Source organism: Bradyrhizobium sp. USDA 4538, assembly GCF_024171045.1.
Classification (GTDB): domain Bacteria; phylum Pseudomonadota; class Alphaproteobacteria; order Rhizobiales; family Xanthobacteraceae; genus Bradyrhizobium; species Bradyrhizobium australafricanum.
Map to the genome: position 1 here is coordinate 3,994,010 of NZ_JALJZE010000001.1, position 17,398 is coordinate 4,011,407.

A 17,398-nucleotide genomic window follows, 5' to 3' on the forward strand; every position below is an offset into this window, starting at 1 on the left:
CGAAATCGGCGTGCCCTTGCAGGCACGCCGATGAGCCCGATCATGAGTGCTGGCGTGGCGCCGGATGCGGCCTCGTAGCAGGATGCGGCCGTGGCGCCGGTCGTGACACATGCGGCGGCGCGGGCCGATGCACAACCGCTTGCGCGACGCGCGGTGCCGGTGGATGCGCGACCGCGCGTGGCTGCGGCGGTGCATGCTGCACGAGCTGCGGTCTTGACGCCGGCGGAGCGACGTGCGGCGCGGGTGCGGGATGTGCGCTGGTGCCGGGGAGAGCATGCGCAGTCGGCAAGGCGTGTCCCGGCGGCAAAGCGTTCCCCGTCGGTAGAGCGTGTCCGGCCGGCGAAGCGCTTGCTGTCGGCAGGGCGTGTCCTGGCGGCGGAGCATTCCCCGTCGGGAGTGCATGTCCCGTTGGCAAGGCGTGTGCGGCCGTGGGTTGCGCATGTCGGGGCGGCGGCGCCGCGATCGGCTTGCCCGGGCGCGCGGCCACCACGCCGGCGCCGCTGAACCGTGCTGCGTGCGCGGTCGCGGCGACCGCCGGATGACCATGGTTGTTGGCGAGCGTCAGCGCCGGATTCTTCATCGCCGCTTCCGCGTGTCGCGTCTGCTCGCCGGTCGCGGCCACGTGGTGCGCGCTCTGGGCCGCGAGCTGCTGTGGCGTCGGCTTCACCGTAGTGCCGCCGGTGCCGCCGTTGTAGCTGACGTTGGTCGTGTTGTTGACGACGGTCTTGTTGTAGACGTTGGTGACCGAGACGTTCGAGATGTTGTTGACGGAACTGTTGTAGAAGAAGCTGCCGCCGCGCCAGTAGCCGCCCTCATAGCCGACGCCGGTGTAGCCGAAGCCATAAGAGATGCCGCCGTAGAAGCCGACCGTCGCGCCCCAATATCCGGCGTGGAAGCCGTAGGCGCCGTCGCTCCAGCCCCAATAGCCGGGAGTCCACAGCAATTCGGGCGCTGGCGGAAGCACCCATGTGCCGGGCACCCAGTAGTAACCGGTGTCGTCGTTCCATGCCCAATAGCCCGGAGTCCAGATGTAGCCGGGCGCGGGGATCGGCGGCTGGACATAGACCGGCAATGGCGGCGGCGCCGCATTGACGGTGATGCCGATGGCAAGCTGCCCGCGTGCTGGCGCGAGCGGTGAGAGACAGCAGAGGCTGAGAGCCAAGGCGAAAGGCAGTCCGGCGATGCGGCGCATGGCACATACTCCAATCTTCTTCCCCCAGCGTTGGAGTCGAATAGTGGCGGCGACATGAACCCGTTGTGAATGTTTGTGCTGACACCGTGATTTCGAGATCGCGCGACGGCGGGATCGTTAACGACGGCGAATGCAAGTCAGCTCGGTGTCAGGATGGAACGCGACGGTGCGGTCGCGTCAGCTTCATCACTGCGCCAAATAGTCGAATTTTCGATTTGAATTGGACGACGACCCCCTGCGCGTCATCAATCGGTGCCTGGAGCATCCGGCTGCCAAAGGCCGGGCAGGGAGGTTTGGCATGGCGCGATCCGCCGACATCGACATCAACGCGGGTGCGCGCCTCGACAGGCTGCCGATCTGCGGATTCCACTGGCGCATCCTGGCCCTGATCGGCGCCGGCATGTTCCTCGACGCGTTCGATATTTATCTGGCCGGCGGCGTGCTGGGCGCCGTGCTCAAGGAAGGCTGGTCGACGCTCGAGCTCAACGCCGCATTCGTCTCCGCGACCTTCGTCGGGATGACGATCGGCGCGTGGTGCTCCGGCATCCTCGGCGATCGGTTCGGCCGCCGCTTCTCCTATCAGATGAACCTCGCGATCTTTGGCCTCGCCTCGATCGCCGCGGCCTTCGCGCCGAACATGATCGTCCTGATCGGCCTGCGTTTCATCATCGGCATTGGCCTCGGCGCAGAGATCGTGGTCGGCTACGCGACGTTGACGGAATTCGTGCCGGCTTCCTCGCGTGGGCGCTGGATCGGGCTGCTGGCCGTGATCACCAATTTCTCGCTGTTCGTCTCGTCGATGGTCGGCCTGTGGCTGATCCCGACGCTTGGATGGCGCTACATGTTCGGCCTTGTCGGTTGCCTTGCGATGGTCGTCTGGATTCTGCGCAAGTCGATGCCGGAATCGCCGCGCTGGCTCGCCGCCAACGGACGCGCCGATGAAGCCGAGAAGATCCTGTCGGCGATCGAAGCCGAGGCCGCGCGCAAGGCGACACTGCCTGCCGTCGCTGCCCGCGCGCCGGCGCAGGAGTCTCCCGGCGCCGTCTGGCGTCTGTTCCAGCCGCCGTATCTCGCGCGCACGCTGCTCGGCAGCCTGTTGCACATCGTCGTCGGCTTCAGCCTCTACGGGTTCATCGGCTGGCTGCCGACCTTCATGGTCAAGGGCGGCCACAGCGTGGTTTCCTCGCTGGGTTATACCACGGTGATGGCGCTGGGCGGCCCGGTCGGCTCGCTGATCGGGCTCGTGCTGGCGGACCGGCTCGGACGCAGGCTGTCGATCGTCTGTTCGTCGATTGCGGCAGCGGCGCTCGGTATCGCCTATCCATACATGCCTGATGGTGTTGCGCTCGCGGCCGTGGGCTTCCTGCTGATCACCGCAATCTACGTCATGCTGGCGACCGGGTTCGCGATGCACGTCCCCGAACTGTTTCCGACGCGGTATCGGCTTCGCGGCACGGCGATCTGCGCCACGTCCGGACGCATCGCGACCGCGCTGGTTCAATACGTCGTGGTTGCGATCTTCGCCTGGCAGGGGCTGACCGGCGTGCTGACGACCTTGGCCGGCATCCTCGTCTTCCAGGCCGTGGTCTTCCTCGTGTTCGGTTTCGAGACCAAGGGGCGTTCTTTAGAGGACGCATCGGCCGTCACGGACGCCGAGGCAGCACGTCAATCGCCCATGGCGCGGAGGCCGGCGGACCTCGGCGCCTAGTTCAGGTCGGAGCACGCCGCCCTGATCCGGTCGCGGAGCCAGCCGTTGGCGTTGCTCTGATCGTATCTGCGGTGCCAGTACAACATCCAGTCGAACGGCGCGGACTCGAACGGCAGTTCCTCCATCCTCAGATCGTCGTCCATCAGCACGGTCGCGAGGTGCCTCGGCATCACCGCGAGCAGATCGGTCTTCTTCAAGACGTGAGGCACGACCAGCCAATGCGGCACGTTCAGGGCAATGCGTCTTCGATGGCCGCGTTCGGCGAGCACGTCGTCGACGAAGCGAAGATCGGTCGGGCTCATCGAGACCTTCATGTGCTCCTGCGCGATGAAGCGCTCAAAGGTCAGCCGTGCGCGCTTGATCTGGTGTCCGCGTCGCATCAGGCAGACCATGCGGTCGCGCAGCAGCGTCTCGGAACGGATCGATGCGGAATGCTCGAGCCCCATGCTCACCGCGACGTCGATCTCGTCCCGCTCCAGCGCATCGATCGTCAGGGCGGGTGGCAGATGGATCGTGTTGTAGGAAATTCGGCCCTCCGGCGGCCGCGCTGCGGCGAGCCGCGGCAGCAGCAGGCACGCGAGAATGTCCGACATCCTGATCGTGAAGGTGCGTTCGGTCCGGGCTGGATCGAAGCCGGCGTCGCTCGCCATCACGCGCTCGACCTGGCGCAGGACCTGGCGCAGCGGCTCCGCCAGTTCGGTGGCGCGGGGCGTCGGCTTCATCCCGGTCGTGGTCCGCACCAGGAGTTCGTCCTTGAACATCGCGCGCAACCGGTTGAGCGCATTGCTCATCGCCGGTTGACTGAGGCCGACGCGATCCGCCGCCTTGGTGACGTGACGCTCGGTCAGCAGTGCGTCCAGCGCGACGAGCAGATTGAGGTCGATGGATCGAAGGTTCATCCATCATTCATATCGTGAATGACGAAAGATAACAAATCCATTTCATCCATGATGGTGCAGCGCGTATCAATCGATCAGGACCAAGGAGGCATCAATGAGCTTTGAGACGATCAAGCGCGACGTGAAGATCTGCATGTTCGACCAGTACGGCACGGTCGTCGACATGCAGGGCGGCCTGACCAGGATCGCGGCGCGGTTCCTCGAGAAGAAGGGCTGGAAGGGCGATCCGGATTCCTTCGTCACGTGGTGGCGTCGCACGCATTTCGAGAACTCGATGATCGATGCGCTGCTGCATCGCGAGCACACGCCCTATCGCGAGATCGGGCACCGCGCGGTTGCCCACGTCATGGACCGAGCGAAGATCGACTATACGATGGACGATGTGCGTTACCTCGTGGGCGAGATCGAGAAGCTGGTGCCGTTTCCGGAGGTGCCGGACGCGCTCGCGCGGCTGCAACGCAAGTACAAGCTCGTCGTGCTCTCGAACGGCGATCCGGACATGCTCGAGACGGCGAAGCAATACCACAAGGTCCCGTTCGATCGCGTGATCTCGGTGGCGGAAGCCAATTCGTTCAAGCCGCATGTCGCGACCTACACCAAAGCGGCCGAGATCATGGGCGTGAAGCCGGCGCAGGTGCTGTTCGTGGCCAATCATGCCTTCGACTGCATCGGCGCCAAGTCCGCCGGCATGCGGACGGCCTTCATCGATCGGCGCAGCCGCCCGTTCGGCATCACGCCGCATCAGCCTGATATCCTGGCGCCGTCGATGAAGGACCTCGCCGATGCGATCGTCTGATCGCGAGCCGCTGTCGGGCATCAGGGTCCTCGACCTCTGCCGAGTGGTCTCTGGCCCGTTTGCCACGATGCAGCTCGGCGATCTCGGCGCCGACATCGTCAAGATCGAGGATCCGCGACAGGGCGACGAGAGCCGCCGCTACGGGCCGCCGTTCATCGGCGGCGAGAGTGCGTATTTTCTGTCGGTGAACCGCAACAAGCGAAGTTGCGCCGTCGATCTGAAGTCGCCGGCCGGGCGCGACGCGGTGCTCGATCTTGCATCCGTCGCCGATGTCGTCATCGAGAACTTCCGCCCCGGTACCCTGGACAAATGGGGGCTCGGCTTCGACGCGCTGCGCGCCCGCAAGGCCGACATCATCCTGTGCAGCATCTCGGGATTCGGTCGCACCGGCGCCGACGCCGCGCGGCCCGGCTACGATCTGATCCTTCAAGGCGAATCCGGCGTGATGGACATCACCGGCGATCCGGACGGACCGCCGACCAAGGTCGGCACGTCGATCGCCGACCTAGTCACGGGCCTCTATGCGTCGCATTCGGTGCTGGCCGCCCTGATGCGCAAGAGCCGCACCGGCGAGGGCGGCCGGGTCGACGTCTCCATGCTCGACGCCATGGCATCGCTGCTGACGTTCAACGCCGGCATGTACTTCGCCTCGGGACAAAGCCCGAAGCGCCGCGGCAATGTCCATCCGACCATCAGCCCGTATGAACCGTTCGAGGCGAGTGACGGCTGGATCAATGTCGGGGTCGCGAACGACAAGTTCTGGGCGGCGTTTTGCGGCGTCGTCGGCCGGCCGGAGCTGCGCGAGGACGGCCGCTTCGCAACAGCTCCGAAGCGTGCGGCGAGCCGCGATGAGCTCGTCGCGATCCTTTCGCCGATCTTTGCCCGGCGAAGTCGCGCCGACTGGCTGCAGGCGCTCGGCGCGGCGGGCATTCCGTGCGGCGCGATCAAGTCGGTCGGCGAGGTCTGCGAAACGCCTCAACTCACGCAGCGCGGAATGGTCCAGACCATCAGCCATCCGGCCGCGGGAGATGTGAAGTTCATCGCGAGGCCGACGCGGTTCGGCGACGAACCGCCGGCGCCGTCCACGCCGCCGCCAATGCTCGGCGAACACACGCGCGAGGTGTTTGCGGAATGGCTCGGCTGGAGCGACGATCGGCTGGAGAGATTCGCCGCCGAGGGCGCGTTCGGCGACTTTGGACGGACGCTCGTGCGATCGTCGATGTGAGGTCACTGGCATTGCCAGGATCGATATCCGGTTTCATACTCTGGCATAGGCCGGAGCCGGCCAGCTAACCTGACGGCGCGGCCAACCCGGAGAATACAAGAGACAATACCGGGTTTCTGAGCGGCGGAGAGACGGCGATGTCGTTTCGTCTCGCATTTGCCTTTGTGTCGATAGCGGCGCTGCTGGTTGATTCGACTGACGCCGTGTCGCAGGACATGCTGCGGAGTGTCGACCTCAACAGTCCGGAAATGACGGCGTCGGAGATGACGCGCGCCGAGGTCGATGCGCTCCTCAAGTCGATCCCTCAAGGGGACGGACGCACTGCAGATTTGGATGGAAAGCGACTGTCGCACCTCGATCTCTCGGGCCTCGACTTCTCCGGCGGCAACCTTCATCTCGTAAAGCTCAACCAGACCAATCTGAAAGGCGCCCGCTTCGATCGGGCTATCTTGAACCAGGCCTGGCTGATCGACGCAGACTTGACGGGGGCGTCCCTCGTCAAGGCATCGCTGCTCGGCACGCAGATGCAACGCGCCAAGCTTGGCGGCGCCGACTTGAGCGGCGCTCGGATAACCGCCGATCTTTCCGGTGCCAGCCTGATCGGGGCCAGGCTTGCGGGCGCCGATCTGAGCGCTGATATGCGCAACCAATCGATGGGCCTGATGCGTGGCGTGCTCAAATCCGCCGATCTGCGGAACGCGGATTTAAGCGGCGCCAATCTCTCGCGCGCCGATCTCGAATTTGCGCAACTGCAGAATGCCAATTTGGCGAACTGCAGCCTCCATAGAGCTGACCTTGCGGGAGCCGACCTATCCGACGCCAATGTCGCCGGCGCAGATTTCACCGAGGCCGACCTTGCGTCGGCCCTGTTGCCGAGCGCGGCGGCGCTGGCCGAGGCCCGCAATCTGGACAAGGCCCGGAACTTGAACTTGGCGCGGCGCCCCCGTTAGGGATCGAATTGCAGTGTCCTGCGACAAGACCTATGTTCTGTCTTGAGAACCACGCAGCCGCTCATCGTGCGGCGGGCAGGACCACGGTGGATGGTTGCATGTCGCACCGGAGGTGACGCCATGACCATTTCTCCCAAACTGCACAATTATCTCGCTGCAGAAAACATCGAGTACGACGAAATCCCGCACGTACTGACGATGTCGTCAGCCCTTACCGCCCAGGCTTGTCACGTCTCGGGCGATCGCTTGGCCAAGGCCATTGTGCTGCGCCGCAACGACGGGTACCTGCTCGCCGTGCTGCCGGCATCGCATCACCTCAGGCTGGCGGATCTCAGGGCGAGATTCGGTGACGATATCGCCATGGCCGCTGAAGGCGAGATCGATCGGCTGTTCACGGACTGTGCGCACGGGGCGGTTCCCGCCGCCGGTAGCTGCTACGGGCTCGACGTTATCGTTGATGACAGCATCCGGATGCAGCCCGAGATCTATATCGAAGCCGGCGATCATGAGACGTTGCTTCATCTCGGTCGTGCGCAATTCGCACGCCTGACCGCCGGTTCCCTGCATGGCAGCTTCAGTGCGCATGACTGAGGCGGCGTGACAGCGGGACCATCTATCTGTGCGCCCCGACTGGAGCATGATCCGGAGGGGTGCGAAGCGGCTCTTCCCCGAGACAAGGGAGGAACGCGCTTGCGCGGAGATCATGCTCAAGCAAGGGGCTCGAGCGCGATAACGCTTCGACCCGGTTTCATCGTGCCTTAAGGCGCAGCACGCATGCAGTCGCGCCAGCTCTGTTGTATAATTGCGAGCGAGGGGGTGCTGCCTTGGACGGGAGGTCCTCCATGAAAGTCAAGGACGTGATGCACAAGGGCGTCGATTGGGTGAGCCCCGACACGCCAATCACCGAAATCGCGAAATTGATGCAAGGGCACGACATCGGCTGCATTCCGATCGGGCAAGACGATCGTCTGATCGGGATGGTGACGGATCGCGACCTCGTCTGCAAAGGTCTCGCGAGCAAGGACTTCAACTCTGCGCGCACCACAGCGCGGGATGTGATGACCGAAGGCATCCACTGCTGCCGGGAAGACGACGATCTGACGAAAGCTATACATCACATGGAAACGCTGAAGATTCGCAGACTGCCTGTGATCAACAAGAGCAAGCGGATGGTTGGCATGATCAGCTTGGGCGATGTAGGCCACTTTGCCGGTGCCGATCTCTTGTCCCAATGCATGAAGAGCGTGTCGGCTCATCATTGAGGCGAGGCCGGTCTGCGGGAAGCTGGCAGACCGGCCAGTATCGTGGTCAACCGGGAAGGCAACCGGTGCCGGCTGTCTCGCAGGCATCGGCCCGAAGCTGGACGGCGATCGGCACAGTTCGATCTCCATCCGATCTGTCGAGGGGCGGATCGCACGACGATCCGCCCGACATCTCGTTAGCGCCCGGTCGATCAACCGAGGTGATGAACCTTCTGCAAGCCGTAGACCGGGGTTGGGATGCCTTCCATCCGCGCCTTCAGTTGCAGCGCCAGATACTGGGAGTAATGCCGCGACTGGTGCAGATTGCCGCCGTGGAACCAAAGTGCCTCCTGCTGGGTCGGCTTCCACATGTTGCGCTGCTCGCCCTCCCACGGGCCGGGGTCCTTGGTGGTGTCGGATCCAAGACCCCAGACCTTGCCGACCTTGTCGGCGACGTTCTTCGAGATCAGGTCGGCGGCCCAACCGTTCATCGAGCCATAGCCGGTGGCATAGACGACGAGATCGGCGGGGAGTTCGCTGCCGTCCACGAACCTGACGCCGGTTTCGGTCAGTTCCCGCACCGCAGCGCCCTTGCCGCTCTTGAGCTTGATCGAACCGTCGATCACGAGATCGCAGGCGCCGACGTCGATGTAATAACCCGAGCCGCGGCGCAGGTACTTCATGAACAGGCCGGAGCCGTCGTCACCCCAGTCATGCATGAAGCCGACTTTGTCCAGCGCGGCGTAGAAATCCTTGTCGCGCTCGCGCATCTGCTCGTAGAGCGGGATCTGGAATTCATGCATGATCTTGTAGGGTAGCGAGGCGAAGATCAGGTCGGCCTTGCGTGTGGTCACTCCGCTCGCCACCGCCTGCTCCGAATAGAGCGCGCCGAGTCCGATATCCATCAGCGTGTCGGACTTCACGATATGCGTGGATGAGCGCTGCACCATGGTGACGTCGGCACCACCTTCCCACAGCGCCGCGCAAATGTCGTGGGCTGAGTTGTTGGAGCCGATCACCACCACCTTCTTGCCGCGATACTTCTCCGGCCCCGGGTGGGTCGAGGAATGCTGCTGCTCACCCTTGAAGATGTCCTGCCCCCTGTAGGTGGGCCAATTCGCCTTGCCCGACATGCCGGTCGCCAGCACGAGCTGCTTCGGCTTGAGCGTGATCTCCTTGCCGTCGCGCTCGACCACGACGGTCCATTCCCCGGCCTTCTCGTCATACTTGGCCGACTTCGCCGTGGTTGAGCTCCAGTAGTTGAGCTCCATCACCTTCGTGTACATCTCCAGCCAGTCGCCGATCTTGTCCTTCGGCGCGAACACCGGCCAGTTCTTCGGGAAGTCGATATAAGGCAGATGGTCGTACCAGACCGGATCGTGCAGGCAGAGCGACTTGTATCGCTTGCGCCAGGAATCGCCGGCGCGTTCGTTCGTCTCGATGATGATGGTCGGCACGTTCAGTTGCCGCAGCCGCGCGCCAAGCGCGATGCCGCCCTGCCCACCGCCGATGATCAGCGCATAGGGTTGTTTTGCATGACCCAGTTCGGTGATTTCCTGGTCGCGTTCCTCGCGCCAGCTCTTACGGTCCTTGCCATGGCCGTGCTTGGCGCCGAGCGGACGGGTGAAGCCGGACTTCTCCTCATGTCCCTTGAGCTCGGCCATGGTGGTGAGCAAGGTCCAGATGCGTCCATCCTTCATGCGCAGGTGACCATAGCCGCGCGCGACATCGGTCTCGAACTCGATCCAGCTCTCGATGATGCCGCCGGCTTCGCTCGCAACTTCGCCATCGGCAATGCGCCATCCCGACGGTTTGCTGTCCGCAAGCCGCGCCTTCAGCATGTCGCGGATCTGATCCTTGCCTTCCATGGTCTTGATGTTCCAGGTGAAGGTGACCAGATCGCGCCAGTAGCAATTGGTCTGGAACAGCGCGATCGCGCGTTCGATGTCACCCGACGACAATGCGACGTTGAACTCGTCGAGCAGCGCGGTGATCTTTCCGTCCGGGGCCTTCGTGAGCATGGTTTCATTCTCCCATATGCCGGCGTCGATCGCCTTTGCGTCGTGGGTCCGGCGCGTTTGTTAGCGAGGTCGGATCTTGCCTCGACCACCATGTCAGCAAGCCTCATGCCACCGCGGCGAATCTCGAAAACGCTCGGCATTTCCTCGCGTTAACAGCCAAGGCGAGGCTGCCTCACTTGTTGCGCCATGCAACAGGTGTTGCACGCAACAAACTTGATCGGCGGCACAATCCGAGTGACACTTGAAGCAACAACGTGCGGGGAAACATCCAGGAGCATCAGCCGTGACGACGGAGCGGGCTGCGCACATCGACGAGTTGGTTCGCGTTGCGGACGGCCAGACCAGCGCGCGTGACGCAATCATCCATCAGTCGTGGGTACGATGCGTCTCCGAACACAAGCTCGATCCGTTGGTGCTGCGCGACGCTCATATCGTGACATCCGGGCGGCTGCGCGAGCATCGCGACGCCATGGACGAGTTCCTCCACACGGCGCGCTTCGGCGTCGAGATGCTGTATCGTCAGATCGCCGGACTCGGCTACGTGCTGCTGCTCACCGATGCCAGGGGCATCACGGTGGATTTCATCGGGGATCCGACATTCAACAACACGCTTCGCAGGGCCGGCCTCTATCTCGGCGCCGACTGGAACGAGCCGCATGCCGGCACTTGCGCGGTCGGCACCTGCATCGCGACCGAAGAAGCCCTGACGGTGCATCAATCCGACCATTTCGACGCCACCCATATTCCGCTGACCTGCACGGCCGCGCCGGTCTTCGATCCCAGCGGCAAGCTCGCTGCGGTCTTGGATATCTCCGCGCTGCGCTCGCCGGAACCGAAGGCCAGCCAGTTCCTGGCGCTGCAACTGGTCAAGTCGTTCGCCCACAAGATCGAGAATGCGAACCTGCTGAACCGTTTCCGGCAGGAATGGATCATCAAGCTGTCCGGCTCCGCGGAATTCGCCGATGTCGATCCGGATTATGTGATGGCCGTCGATAGCAGCGGCCACATCATCGGTTTCAACAACCGCGCAAGGCAGCTGCTCGCCCGCGAACTGGCCAAGCGTCCGGACCTTCGCCTGCGGGCCGACGGCTTCGGCGTGTCCGACATCTTCGAATGCACCATCGACGATCTGCCGCGCTTCGCCCACTCGCGGCCCACCGGCCAACGCACGCTGCGGCTTGCCAACAGCGGCGCGACGCTGTTCGCGCAGACCTTGCCGCCCCCGAACAAGCTGGCGGCACCGGCCTCCTCCCGCAGCGAGTCGGCGCTTCCGGCGCCGTTACGCAACCTGTTCCGCGGCGATCCCGCCATGCATTACGTGGTGACGCGCGCCGCCAAGCTCATCAACACCCAGATGGGCTTGCTCATCACCGGCGAAACCGGCACCGGCAAGGAGCACCTGACGAAGGCGCTGCATTCGGTCAGTGCGCGGGCAGGCAGGCCGTTCGTCGCGGTCAACTGCGCCGCGCTGCCGGAAAGCCTGATCGAGAGCGAGCTGTTCGGCCACGAGGCGGGCGCCTTCACCGGAGCGGCGGCCAAGGGCAAGAAGGGTCTCGTGCTCGAAGCCGACGGCGGCACCCTGTTCCTTGACGAGATCGGCGACATGCCGATCTCGTCGCAGACGCGCCTGTTGCGCGTGCTCGCCGAGCGCGAGGTGACACCGGTCGGCCGCACCCGGCCGGTCCCGCTCAATGTCCGCGTCATCGCTGCCACCCATCGCGACCTCGTCGCGCTGGTGAAGGCGGGGCAGTTCCGCGAGGATCTCTATTTCCGCCTCAACGGCGCGGTGCTTGCGCTGCCTCCGCTGCGTCAGCGCACCGATATCGAGTGGCTGATCGATCAATCCCTGCATCGGCTTTCGACGGAGCACAAGGCCAACTATGCGCTGACGGCAAGCGCGCGCAGCGCGCTGCTCAAGTACCAATGGCCTGGCAACATCCGCGAGCTGATCAACGCGCTCGATCATGGTTGCGCGCTGTCGAACGACGGCACGATCGATCTTGCCGATTTGCCGGACCGGATCGCTCATCCCCTGGGTCAGGAGCCGGCACGTGGCAGAGCGGCGACGTCGCGGCAAGCCGATGCGCTACTTGCGGCGTTGCGCAACACTCGCTGGAATGTCTCGCAGGTGGCACGCGAACGCGGCGTCGATCGTTCGACCATCCATCGCCAGATTGTCCGCTTCGGCATCACGATGCCGAAAGACCTGACCTGAGTGCAGTCGCTGCCCGCCGTCGCTGACCGCCACCGTCAGATACGACATCCCTGCCGAACGGTGGCACGAACCCATACATAATTGAAATTGCATGTGATTTTTCCTGCCCCAGGCGTTCGGCCGCCGTCTTCGGCCCAGCCGCTGTCGCAAGCGAAATTAAGCACGCCTCACGACAGCGTGCGCCGTTCGCTGCGGGATCGTAGTATTGTCGTCGGCAGCCGTCGAAGCTAGGATTTCGCGTAGCATTCGATCGCGACGCACGAAGAGATGCACTCCAGAATCAAGCGGATGGTCGCGGCTGCGATCGGACGGCACGGCAAATGGAGGACATTATGGCGTGGCGTGACGACAAGGCCCGGGCAGCCCTGATCCGCGATGCAGCGGGCAGCGTGCCAGCGGGCAAGAGCCCCCGGGCCTTTGCCGAGCCCTTGTTCGGCTACACCAATATCGAGGATCTCGCCAATTACGATGCCGCCTCGCTTGCCCAACTGGCGGAGCAAGCCTGGGAGCACGTGCAGCGGCGCACGGCCGGCAGCGCCGATATCCGCGTCGTCAATCCGACGTTGCCGAACGGGCGCGAGATTTCCGTGCTCGAAATTCTCAACGACAACATGCCTTTCCTGTTCGATTCCACCATGGCGGAGCTCGCCGAGCAGGGCCTCGAGGTCACCCTGGTCGCTCACCCGATCATCGCGGTGGAGCGCGACGATGGGGGCAAGCTGCTGCGATTCTACGGGGAAGCACTGCCGGACGGAGCAAAGGGCGCCCGCGAAAGCCTGATTCATCTCCACATCACCCGCCTGGATGCGGATTCCGATCGCCAGAAGCTGATCGACGGCCTGACCAGGACGTTGAACAATGTCCGCGCCTGCGTTGCCGACTGGCGCGTCATGCGTGACAGTGTCGAGGAAGCGATCAAGACGTTCTCTTCCAATCCGCCGCCGCTGCCGATCGACGAACTCGCCGAAGCCAATCAGTTCCTGCAATGGCTCTGCGCGGACAATTTCACTTTCCTCGGCGTGCGCAAATATCGCTTCTCGCCCGATAGCGACGCGTCGGACGACATTACAACCGGCGAAGGCCTCGGCATTCTGCGCGATCCGGACGTGAAGGTCCTGCGTCGCGGCAGCGAAATGGTGGTGATGACACCGGAAATCCGCGAGTTCATGCACGAGCCGACCCTGCTGATCGTCATCAAGGCCAATGTCTCCAGCCGCGTCCATCGCCGCACCCGGATGGATTATGTGGGCATCAAACTCTACTCGCCCGACGGCCGGCTCGAAGGCGAGCTGCGCGTCGTCGGCCTTTTCACCTCGGGCGCCTATACTCGCTCGGTACGGCAGATCCCTTATGTCCGCCACAAGGTTTCGCGGGTGCTGCAGCGCGCGGGCTTCGACCCGAACGGCCATTCCGGCAAGGCGCTGATGCATATTCTCGAAGATTATCCGCGCGACGAGCTGTTCCAGATCGACGTCGACACGCTCTACAACTTCGTCATCGAGATCCTGATCCTCTACGAGCGTCCGCGCGTCCGGGCGCTGCCGCGGGTCGACAAGTTCGATCGCTTTGTCTCCATCCTCACCTTCATTCCGCGCGACAAATACGACACCGACGTCCGCACGCGCGTCGGAACCTTTTTGGCGCAGGCCTACAAAGGGAAGCTGTCCGCCTCCTACGTGTCATTCCCTGAAGGGGCGCTTGCGCGCGTCCACTTCATCATCGGACGCTATGAAGGCAAAACGCCCGTCGTCGACCGCGCCCTGCTCGAAGCCGGGATCAGCGCCATTGCCGCGACCTGGGCCGACAAGCTGAAGGCCGCGCTCACCGCGTCGACCGATGGCATGCGGGCGCGCATGCTCACCAACCGATATGCCCAGGCCTTCAGCGGCGGCTATACCGAGGTGTTCAGCGCGGAACAGGCGATCGCCGATATCACGACCGTCGAAAAGCTGACGCCGGCCCGCCCGGTGACGATTTCGGTTTACCGCATCGAAGGCGACGATCCGAGGCGCTTCGGCCTGAAGGTGTTTTCGGACGCCGTACCGCTGTCGTTGTCCTACCGCGTGCCGGTGATCGAAAATCACGGCCTGCGCGTGGTCAACGAACGCACCTATCAGATCGTGCCCGGTACCAGGGCTGCGCCGGTATGGCTGCACGACATGACGATCGAGACCAGTGACGGCCAGCCCATCGAGATCAACCCGGAATTCAGCCATCGCCTGGAAGCCTCGATCATGGCGGTGGTGACCGATCGCGCCGAATCCGACGGATATAACGGCCTGATCCTGCGCACCGCCCTAAGTTGGCGGGAAGTCTCGACCATCCGGGCGCTGTCGCGTTATTTGCACCAGATCCGCGCTCCGTTCACCCAGGATTACATGTGGGAGACCTTGCGCAAGAACGCCGCGATCACGGCCAGCCTGGTCGCGATGTTCCAGACCCGCCTCGATCCGCGCCTCGCCTTGACGGACGCCGAGCGCGCGGCGCGCGAGACGGCTTTGCTTGCCGAGGTCGAGGAACAGCTCAAATCCGTCGCCTCGCTCGATGAAGACCGCATCCTGCGCCGCTTCACCAATCTGGTGCAGGCTACCGTTCGCACCAATCTGTGGCAGATCGGCGAGGATGGACACCCGCGTCCGGTGATCTCCTTCAAGTTCGAGGCGCGCCGGATCGACGACTTGCCCGCTCCACGACCGCTCTACGAGATCTTCGTCTATTCCCCTCGTGTCGAAGGTATCCACCTGCGCTTCGGCAAGGTTGCGCGCGGTGGCTTGCGCTGGTCCGACCGGCCGCAGGATTTCCGCACCGAGATCCTCGGCCTGGTGAAAGCGCAGCAGGTCAAGAACGCCGTGATCGTGCCGGTCGGAGCCAAGGGCGGCTTCGTGCCCAAGCGCCTGCCGTCGCCTTCCAAGCGCGACGCCTGGCTCGCGGAGGGCACCGAAAGCTATCGCATCTTCGTTCGCTCGCTGCTCGAACTCACCGACAATCTCGACGGCGACATCGTCGTGCCGCCTGAATCCATCGTGCGCCACGACGGCGACGACCCCTACCTCGTCGTCGCCGCCGACAAGGGCACCGCCACCTTCTCCGACGTCGCCAACGCGATCTCGGCCGAGAAGAATCATTGGCTCGGCGATGCCTTCGCATCCGGCGGCAGCCAGGGTTACGATCACAAGAAGATGGGGATCACGGCGCGCGGCGCCTGGACGGCGGTCAAGCGCCACTTCCGCGAGCTCGGCACCGACATTCAGACCATGCCGTTCACCGTGGTCGGCGTCGGCGACATGTCGGGCGACGTTTTCGGCAATGGCATGCTGCTCTCGCCGGCGACAAGGCTTGTGGCGGCTTTCGATCATCGCGACATCTTCATCGATCCTTCGCCCGATCCATCGACCAGCTTCGCCGAGCGCAAGCGCCTGTTCGATCTGCCGCGATCGAGCTGGCAGGACTACAACAAGTCGCTGATCTCGCAGGGCGGCGGCGTGTTCTCGCGCTCGCTCAAGGCGATCCCGCTTGCGCCGGAGGTGCGCACGCTGCTCGATCTCGACAAGCCGCAAGCCACGCCTTTCGAGGTGATGACGGCGATCCTGAAGGCTCGCGCGGACCTGCTGTGGTTTGGCGGCATCGGCACCTATGTCCGCTCCTCCGGGGAAAGCGACGATCAGGTCGGGGACCGCGCCAACGATCCGATCCGCATCGCGGGTGGCGACGTGCGCGCCCGGGTGATCGGCGAAGGGGCCAACCTCGGCGTTACCCAGCGCGGCCGCATCGAAGCGGCGCAGAAGGGCGTCAAGCTCAACACCGACGCCATCGACAATTCGGCCGGCGTGAACACGTCCGACGTCGAGGTCAACATCAAGATCGCGCTGGCGCGTCCCGAACGCGAGGGACGCCTCAGTCCCACTGACCGCAACAGCCTGCTTGCCGCGATGACCGACGAGGTCGGCGTGCTGGTGCTGCGCAACAACTATCTGCAGACGCTGGCGCTCTCGCTGGCCGAGCGCAAGGGTGTGGCAGAGACCGGTTTTCTCACCCGTCTGATGCAATCGCTCGAACAGCGCGGCTTGCTTAGCCGCGCTGTTGAGTTCTTGCCCGACGACGCAGCGCTTACCGAGCGCACACGGCGCGGCCAGTCCCTCGCGCGGCCCGAGCTTGCCGTGCTGCTCGCCTACGCCAAACTGACCCTCTACGATGACCTGCTCGTCACCAGCGTGCCCGATGACCCCTATCTTGCCCGCGAACTATCCCAGTATTTTCCGCGCGAGGTTCAGGACAAATTCCCGACCGCGGCCGGATTGCATCGCCTGCGGCGGGAGATCATCGCGACCAGTCTCGCCAATGCGGTGATCAATCGCGGCGGCCCGGCCTGCGTCGTGCGACTGATCGACGAGACCGACGCCGATATCCCGACCATCGTCATGGCCTATGTGGCGGTCGATGAATGCTTCGGCCTGAAGTGGCTCAATGACGCGATCGACGCGCTCGACGCCTGCATCGACGGGCAGCTGCAGCTGTCCCTCTACGCTTCGGTGCAGGACCTCCTGCTCTCCCGCATGGTCTGGTACGTGCGCAATGTCGATTTCAAGGACGGGCTGGAGGCCGTCGTCGCGCGCTTCGGCCCGGCGATCCGCCAGATCGTTGCCGGCCTCGACACTGCCTTGCCGCCGGACTTGCAAGCCGCGCGCGTCAAGCGGCGGCAGGAACTCGCCGACGCCGGTGTCCCGGCCGGCCTCGCCGGCGAGCTCGCCGATCTTGACGCTTTGGTCTCGGCTCCCGACATCGTGACGGTTGCCGAGCGCACCGGGCGCCCCATCGGCGATGCCGCCGCAACCTTCTACGCTGCCGAGGCGAATTTCCGTCTCGATCGCATCATCGCCGCCGCACGCAGTGTGCCGGCCAACGATTATTTCGAACGCATGGCCATCGATCGCGCCGTCGAGCAGATCGCCGGCGCCGAAAGGAGACTGGCCGCCGATATGCTGGCAACCGGCCAGTCTGGCCAGCAGGCCGTCGAGACCTGGCTCGCGGCTCACCCCGAGGCGACGCGTATCCGCCGCTCGGTCGAGGAGATCGCTGCCAGCGGCCTGACCCTCGCCAAGCTGACGGTGGCGGCGAACCTGCTGGGGGACTTGGTCAAGGCCTGACGGCGTG

At 64.2% G+C, this 17,398-nt stretch carries 11 protein-coding genes; 8 read left to right on the forward strand and 3 right to left on the reverse strand.

Annotation, left to right across the window (positions count from 1 at the left end; all coding sequences use genetic code 11):
• Window positions 1–40: 40 nt before the first annotated feature.
• Complete coding sequence (locus J2R78_RS17990; RefSeq protein ID WP_253605927.1) at window positions 41–1,192, reverse strand: hypothetical protein; 1,152 nt, start codon at window positions 1,190–1,192, stop codon at window positions 41–43.
• 298 nt (window positions 1,193–1,490) lie between these two features.
• Here J2R78_RS17990 and J2R78_RS17995 point away from each other — a divergent pair, with 298 nt between their 5' ends.
• Entirely contained in the window at window positions 1,491–2,900 is a 1,410-nt protein-coding gene (locus tag J2R78_RS17995) for an MFS transporter (protein WP_253605934.1), read from the forward strand.
• Here J2R78_RS17995 and J2R78_RS18000 read toward each other — a convergent pair.
• Window positions 2,897–3,799 (reverse strand): LysR family transcriptional regulator, encoded by a 903-nt coding sequence (locus J2R78_RS18000; RefSeq protein ID WP_253605936.1) that lies wholly within the window; start codon window positions 3,797–3,799, stop codon window positions 2,897–2,899. The two genes, J2R78_RS17995 and J2R78_RS18000, sit on opposite strands and share 4 nt — an antisense overlap.
• A gap of 94 nt (window positions 3,800–3,893) precedes the next feature.
• On the opposite strand from J2R78_RS18000, the gene J2R78_RS18005 reads away from it, so the two are divergent.
• The 5 genes from J2R78_RS18005 to J2R78_RS18025 all read left to right on the forward strand — a co-directional run bounded on the left by J2R78_RS18005 (window position 3,894) and on the right by J2R78_RS18025 (window position 8,032).
• The gene (locus J2R78_RS18005; RefSeq protein WP_253605938.1) at window positions 3,894–4,595 is read left to right on the forward strand and encodes a haloacid dehalogenase type II; all 702 of its coding nucleotides are present in this window, start codon (window positions 3,894–3,896) and stop codon (window positions 4,593–4,595) included.
• A complete protein-coding gene (locus J2R78_RS18010) occupies window positions 4,582–5,820 on the forward strand; it encodes a CaiB/BaiF CoA-transferase family protein (protein ID WP_253605940.1) in 1,239 nt (412 codons plus the stop codon). Before J2R78_RS18005 ends, J2R78_RS18010 begins: the two co-directional genes overlap by 14 nt.
• A 137-nt stretch (window positions 5,821–5,957) precedes the next feature.
• Complete coding sequence (locus tag J2R78_RS18015; protein ID WP_168856595.1) at window positions 5,958–6,770, forward strand: pentapeptide repeat-containing protein; 813 nt, start codon at window positions 5,958–5,960, stop codon at window positions 6,768–6,770.
• Window positions 6,771–6,890: 120 nt separating this feature from the next.
• Complete coding sequence (locus tag J2R78_RS18020; RefSeq protein WP_176937234.1) at window positions 6,891–7,361, forward strand: aminoacyl-tRNA deacylase; 471 nt, start codon at window positions 6,891–6,893, stop codon at window positions 7,359–7,361.
• A gap of 251 nt (window positions 7,362–7,612) precedes the next feature.
• Entirely contained in the window at window positions 7,613–8,032 is a 420-nt protein-coding gene (locus tag J2R78_RS18025; RefSeq protein WP_057015376.1) for a CBS domain-containing protein, read from the forward strand.
• A gap of 191 nt (window positions 8,033–8,223) precedes the next feature.
• On the opposite strand, the gene J2R78_RS18030 is transcribed toward J2R78_RS18025, so the two are convergent.
• Window positions 8,224–10,032: an NAD(P)/FAD-dependent oxidoreductase gene (locus J2R78_RS18030; RefSeq protein WP_253605942.1), complete on the reverse strand. Its 1,809-nt coding sequence runs from the start codon at window positions 10,030–10,032 to the stop codon at window positions 8,224–8,226.
• Window positions 10,033–10,315: 283 nt separating this feature from the next.
• On the opposite strand from J2R78_RS18030, the gene J2R78_RS18035 reads away from it, so the two are divergent.
• Together J2R78_RS18035 and J2R78_RS18040 are read left to right on the forward strand one after the other, a co-directional pair.
• Window positions 10,316–12,247, forward strand: coding sequence for a sigma-54-dependent Fis family transcriptional regulator (locus J2R78_RS18035; protein ID WP_253605944.1), 1,932 nt, complete (start codon window positions 10,316–10,318; stop codon window positions 12,245–12,247).
• Between the two features lie 320 nt (window positions 12,248–12,567).
• Window positions 12,568–17,391 (forward strand): NAD-glutamate dehydrogenase, encoded by a 4,824-nt coding sequence (locus tag J2R78_RS18040; protein WP_253605945.1) that lies wholly within the window; start codon window positions 12,568–12,570, stop codon window positions 17,389–17,391.
• The last annotated feature ends 7 nt before the right edge of the window (window positions 17,392–17,398 follow it).

Bases quoted from the DNA above. Each gene is read 5' to 3' on its own strand.
- J2R78_RS17990 (WP_253605927.1), bottom strand. From the start codon at position 1,192: ATGCGCCGCATCGCCGGACTGCCTTTCGCCTTGGCTCTCAGCCTCTGC.
- J2R78_RS18040 (WP_253605945.1), top strand. From the start codon at position 12,568: ATGGAGGACATTATGGCGTGGCGTGACGACAAGGCCCGGGCAGCCCTG.
- J2R78_RS18025 (WP_057015376.1), top strand. From the start codon at position 7,613: ATGAAAGTCAAGGACGTGATGCACAAGGGCGTCGATTGGGTGAGCCCC.
- J2R78_RS18005 (WP_253605938.1), top strand. From the start codon at position 3,894: ATGAGCTTTGAGACGATCAAGCGCGACGTGAAGATCTGCATGTTCGAC.
- J2R78_RS18000 (WP_253605936.1), bottom strand. From the start codon at position 3,799: ATGAACCTTCGATCCATCGACCTCAATCTGCTCGTCGCGCTGGACGCA.
- J2R78_RS18015 (WP_168856595.1), top strand. From the start codon at position 5,958: ATGTCGTTTCGTCTCGCATTTGCCTTTGTGTCGATAGCGGCGCTGCTG.
- J2R78_RS18010 (WP_253605940.1), top strand. From the start codon at position 4,582: ATGCGATCGTCTGATCGCGAGCCGCTGTCGGGCATCAGGGTCCTCGAC.
- J2R78_RS17995 (WP_253605934.1), top strand. From the start codon at position 1,491: ATGGCGCGATCCGCCGACATCGACATCAACGCGGGTGCGCGCCTCGAC.
- J2R78_RS18030 (WP_253605942.1), bottom strand. From the start codon at position 10,032: ATGCTCACGAAGGCCCCGGACGGAAAGATCACCGCGCTGCTCGACGAG.
- J2R78_RS18020 (WP_176937234.1), top strand. From the start codon at position 6,891: ATGACCATTTCTCCCAAACTGCACAATTATCTCGCTGCAGAAAACATC.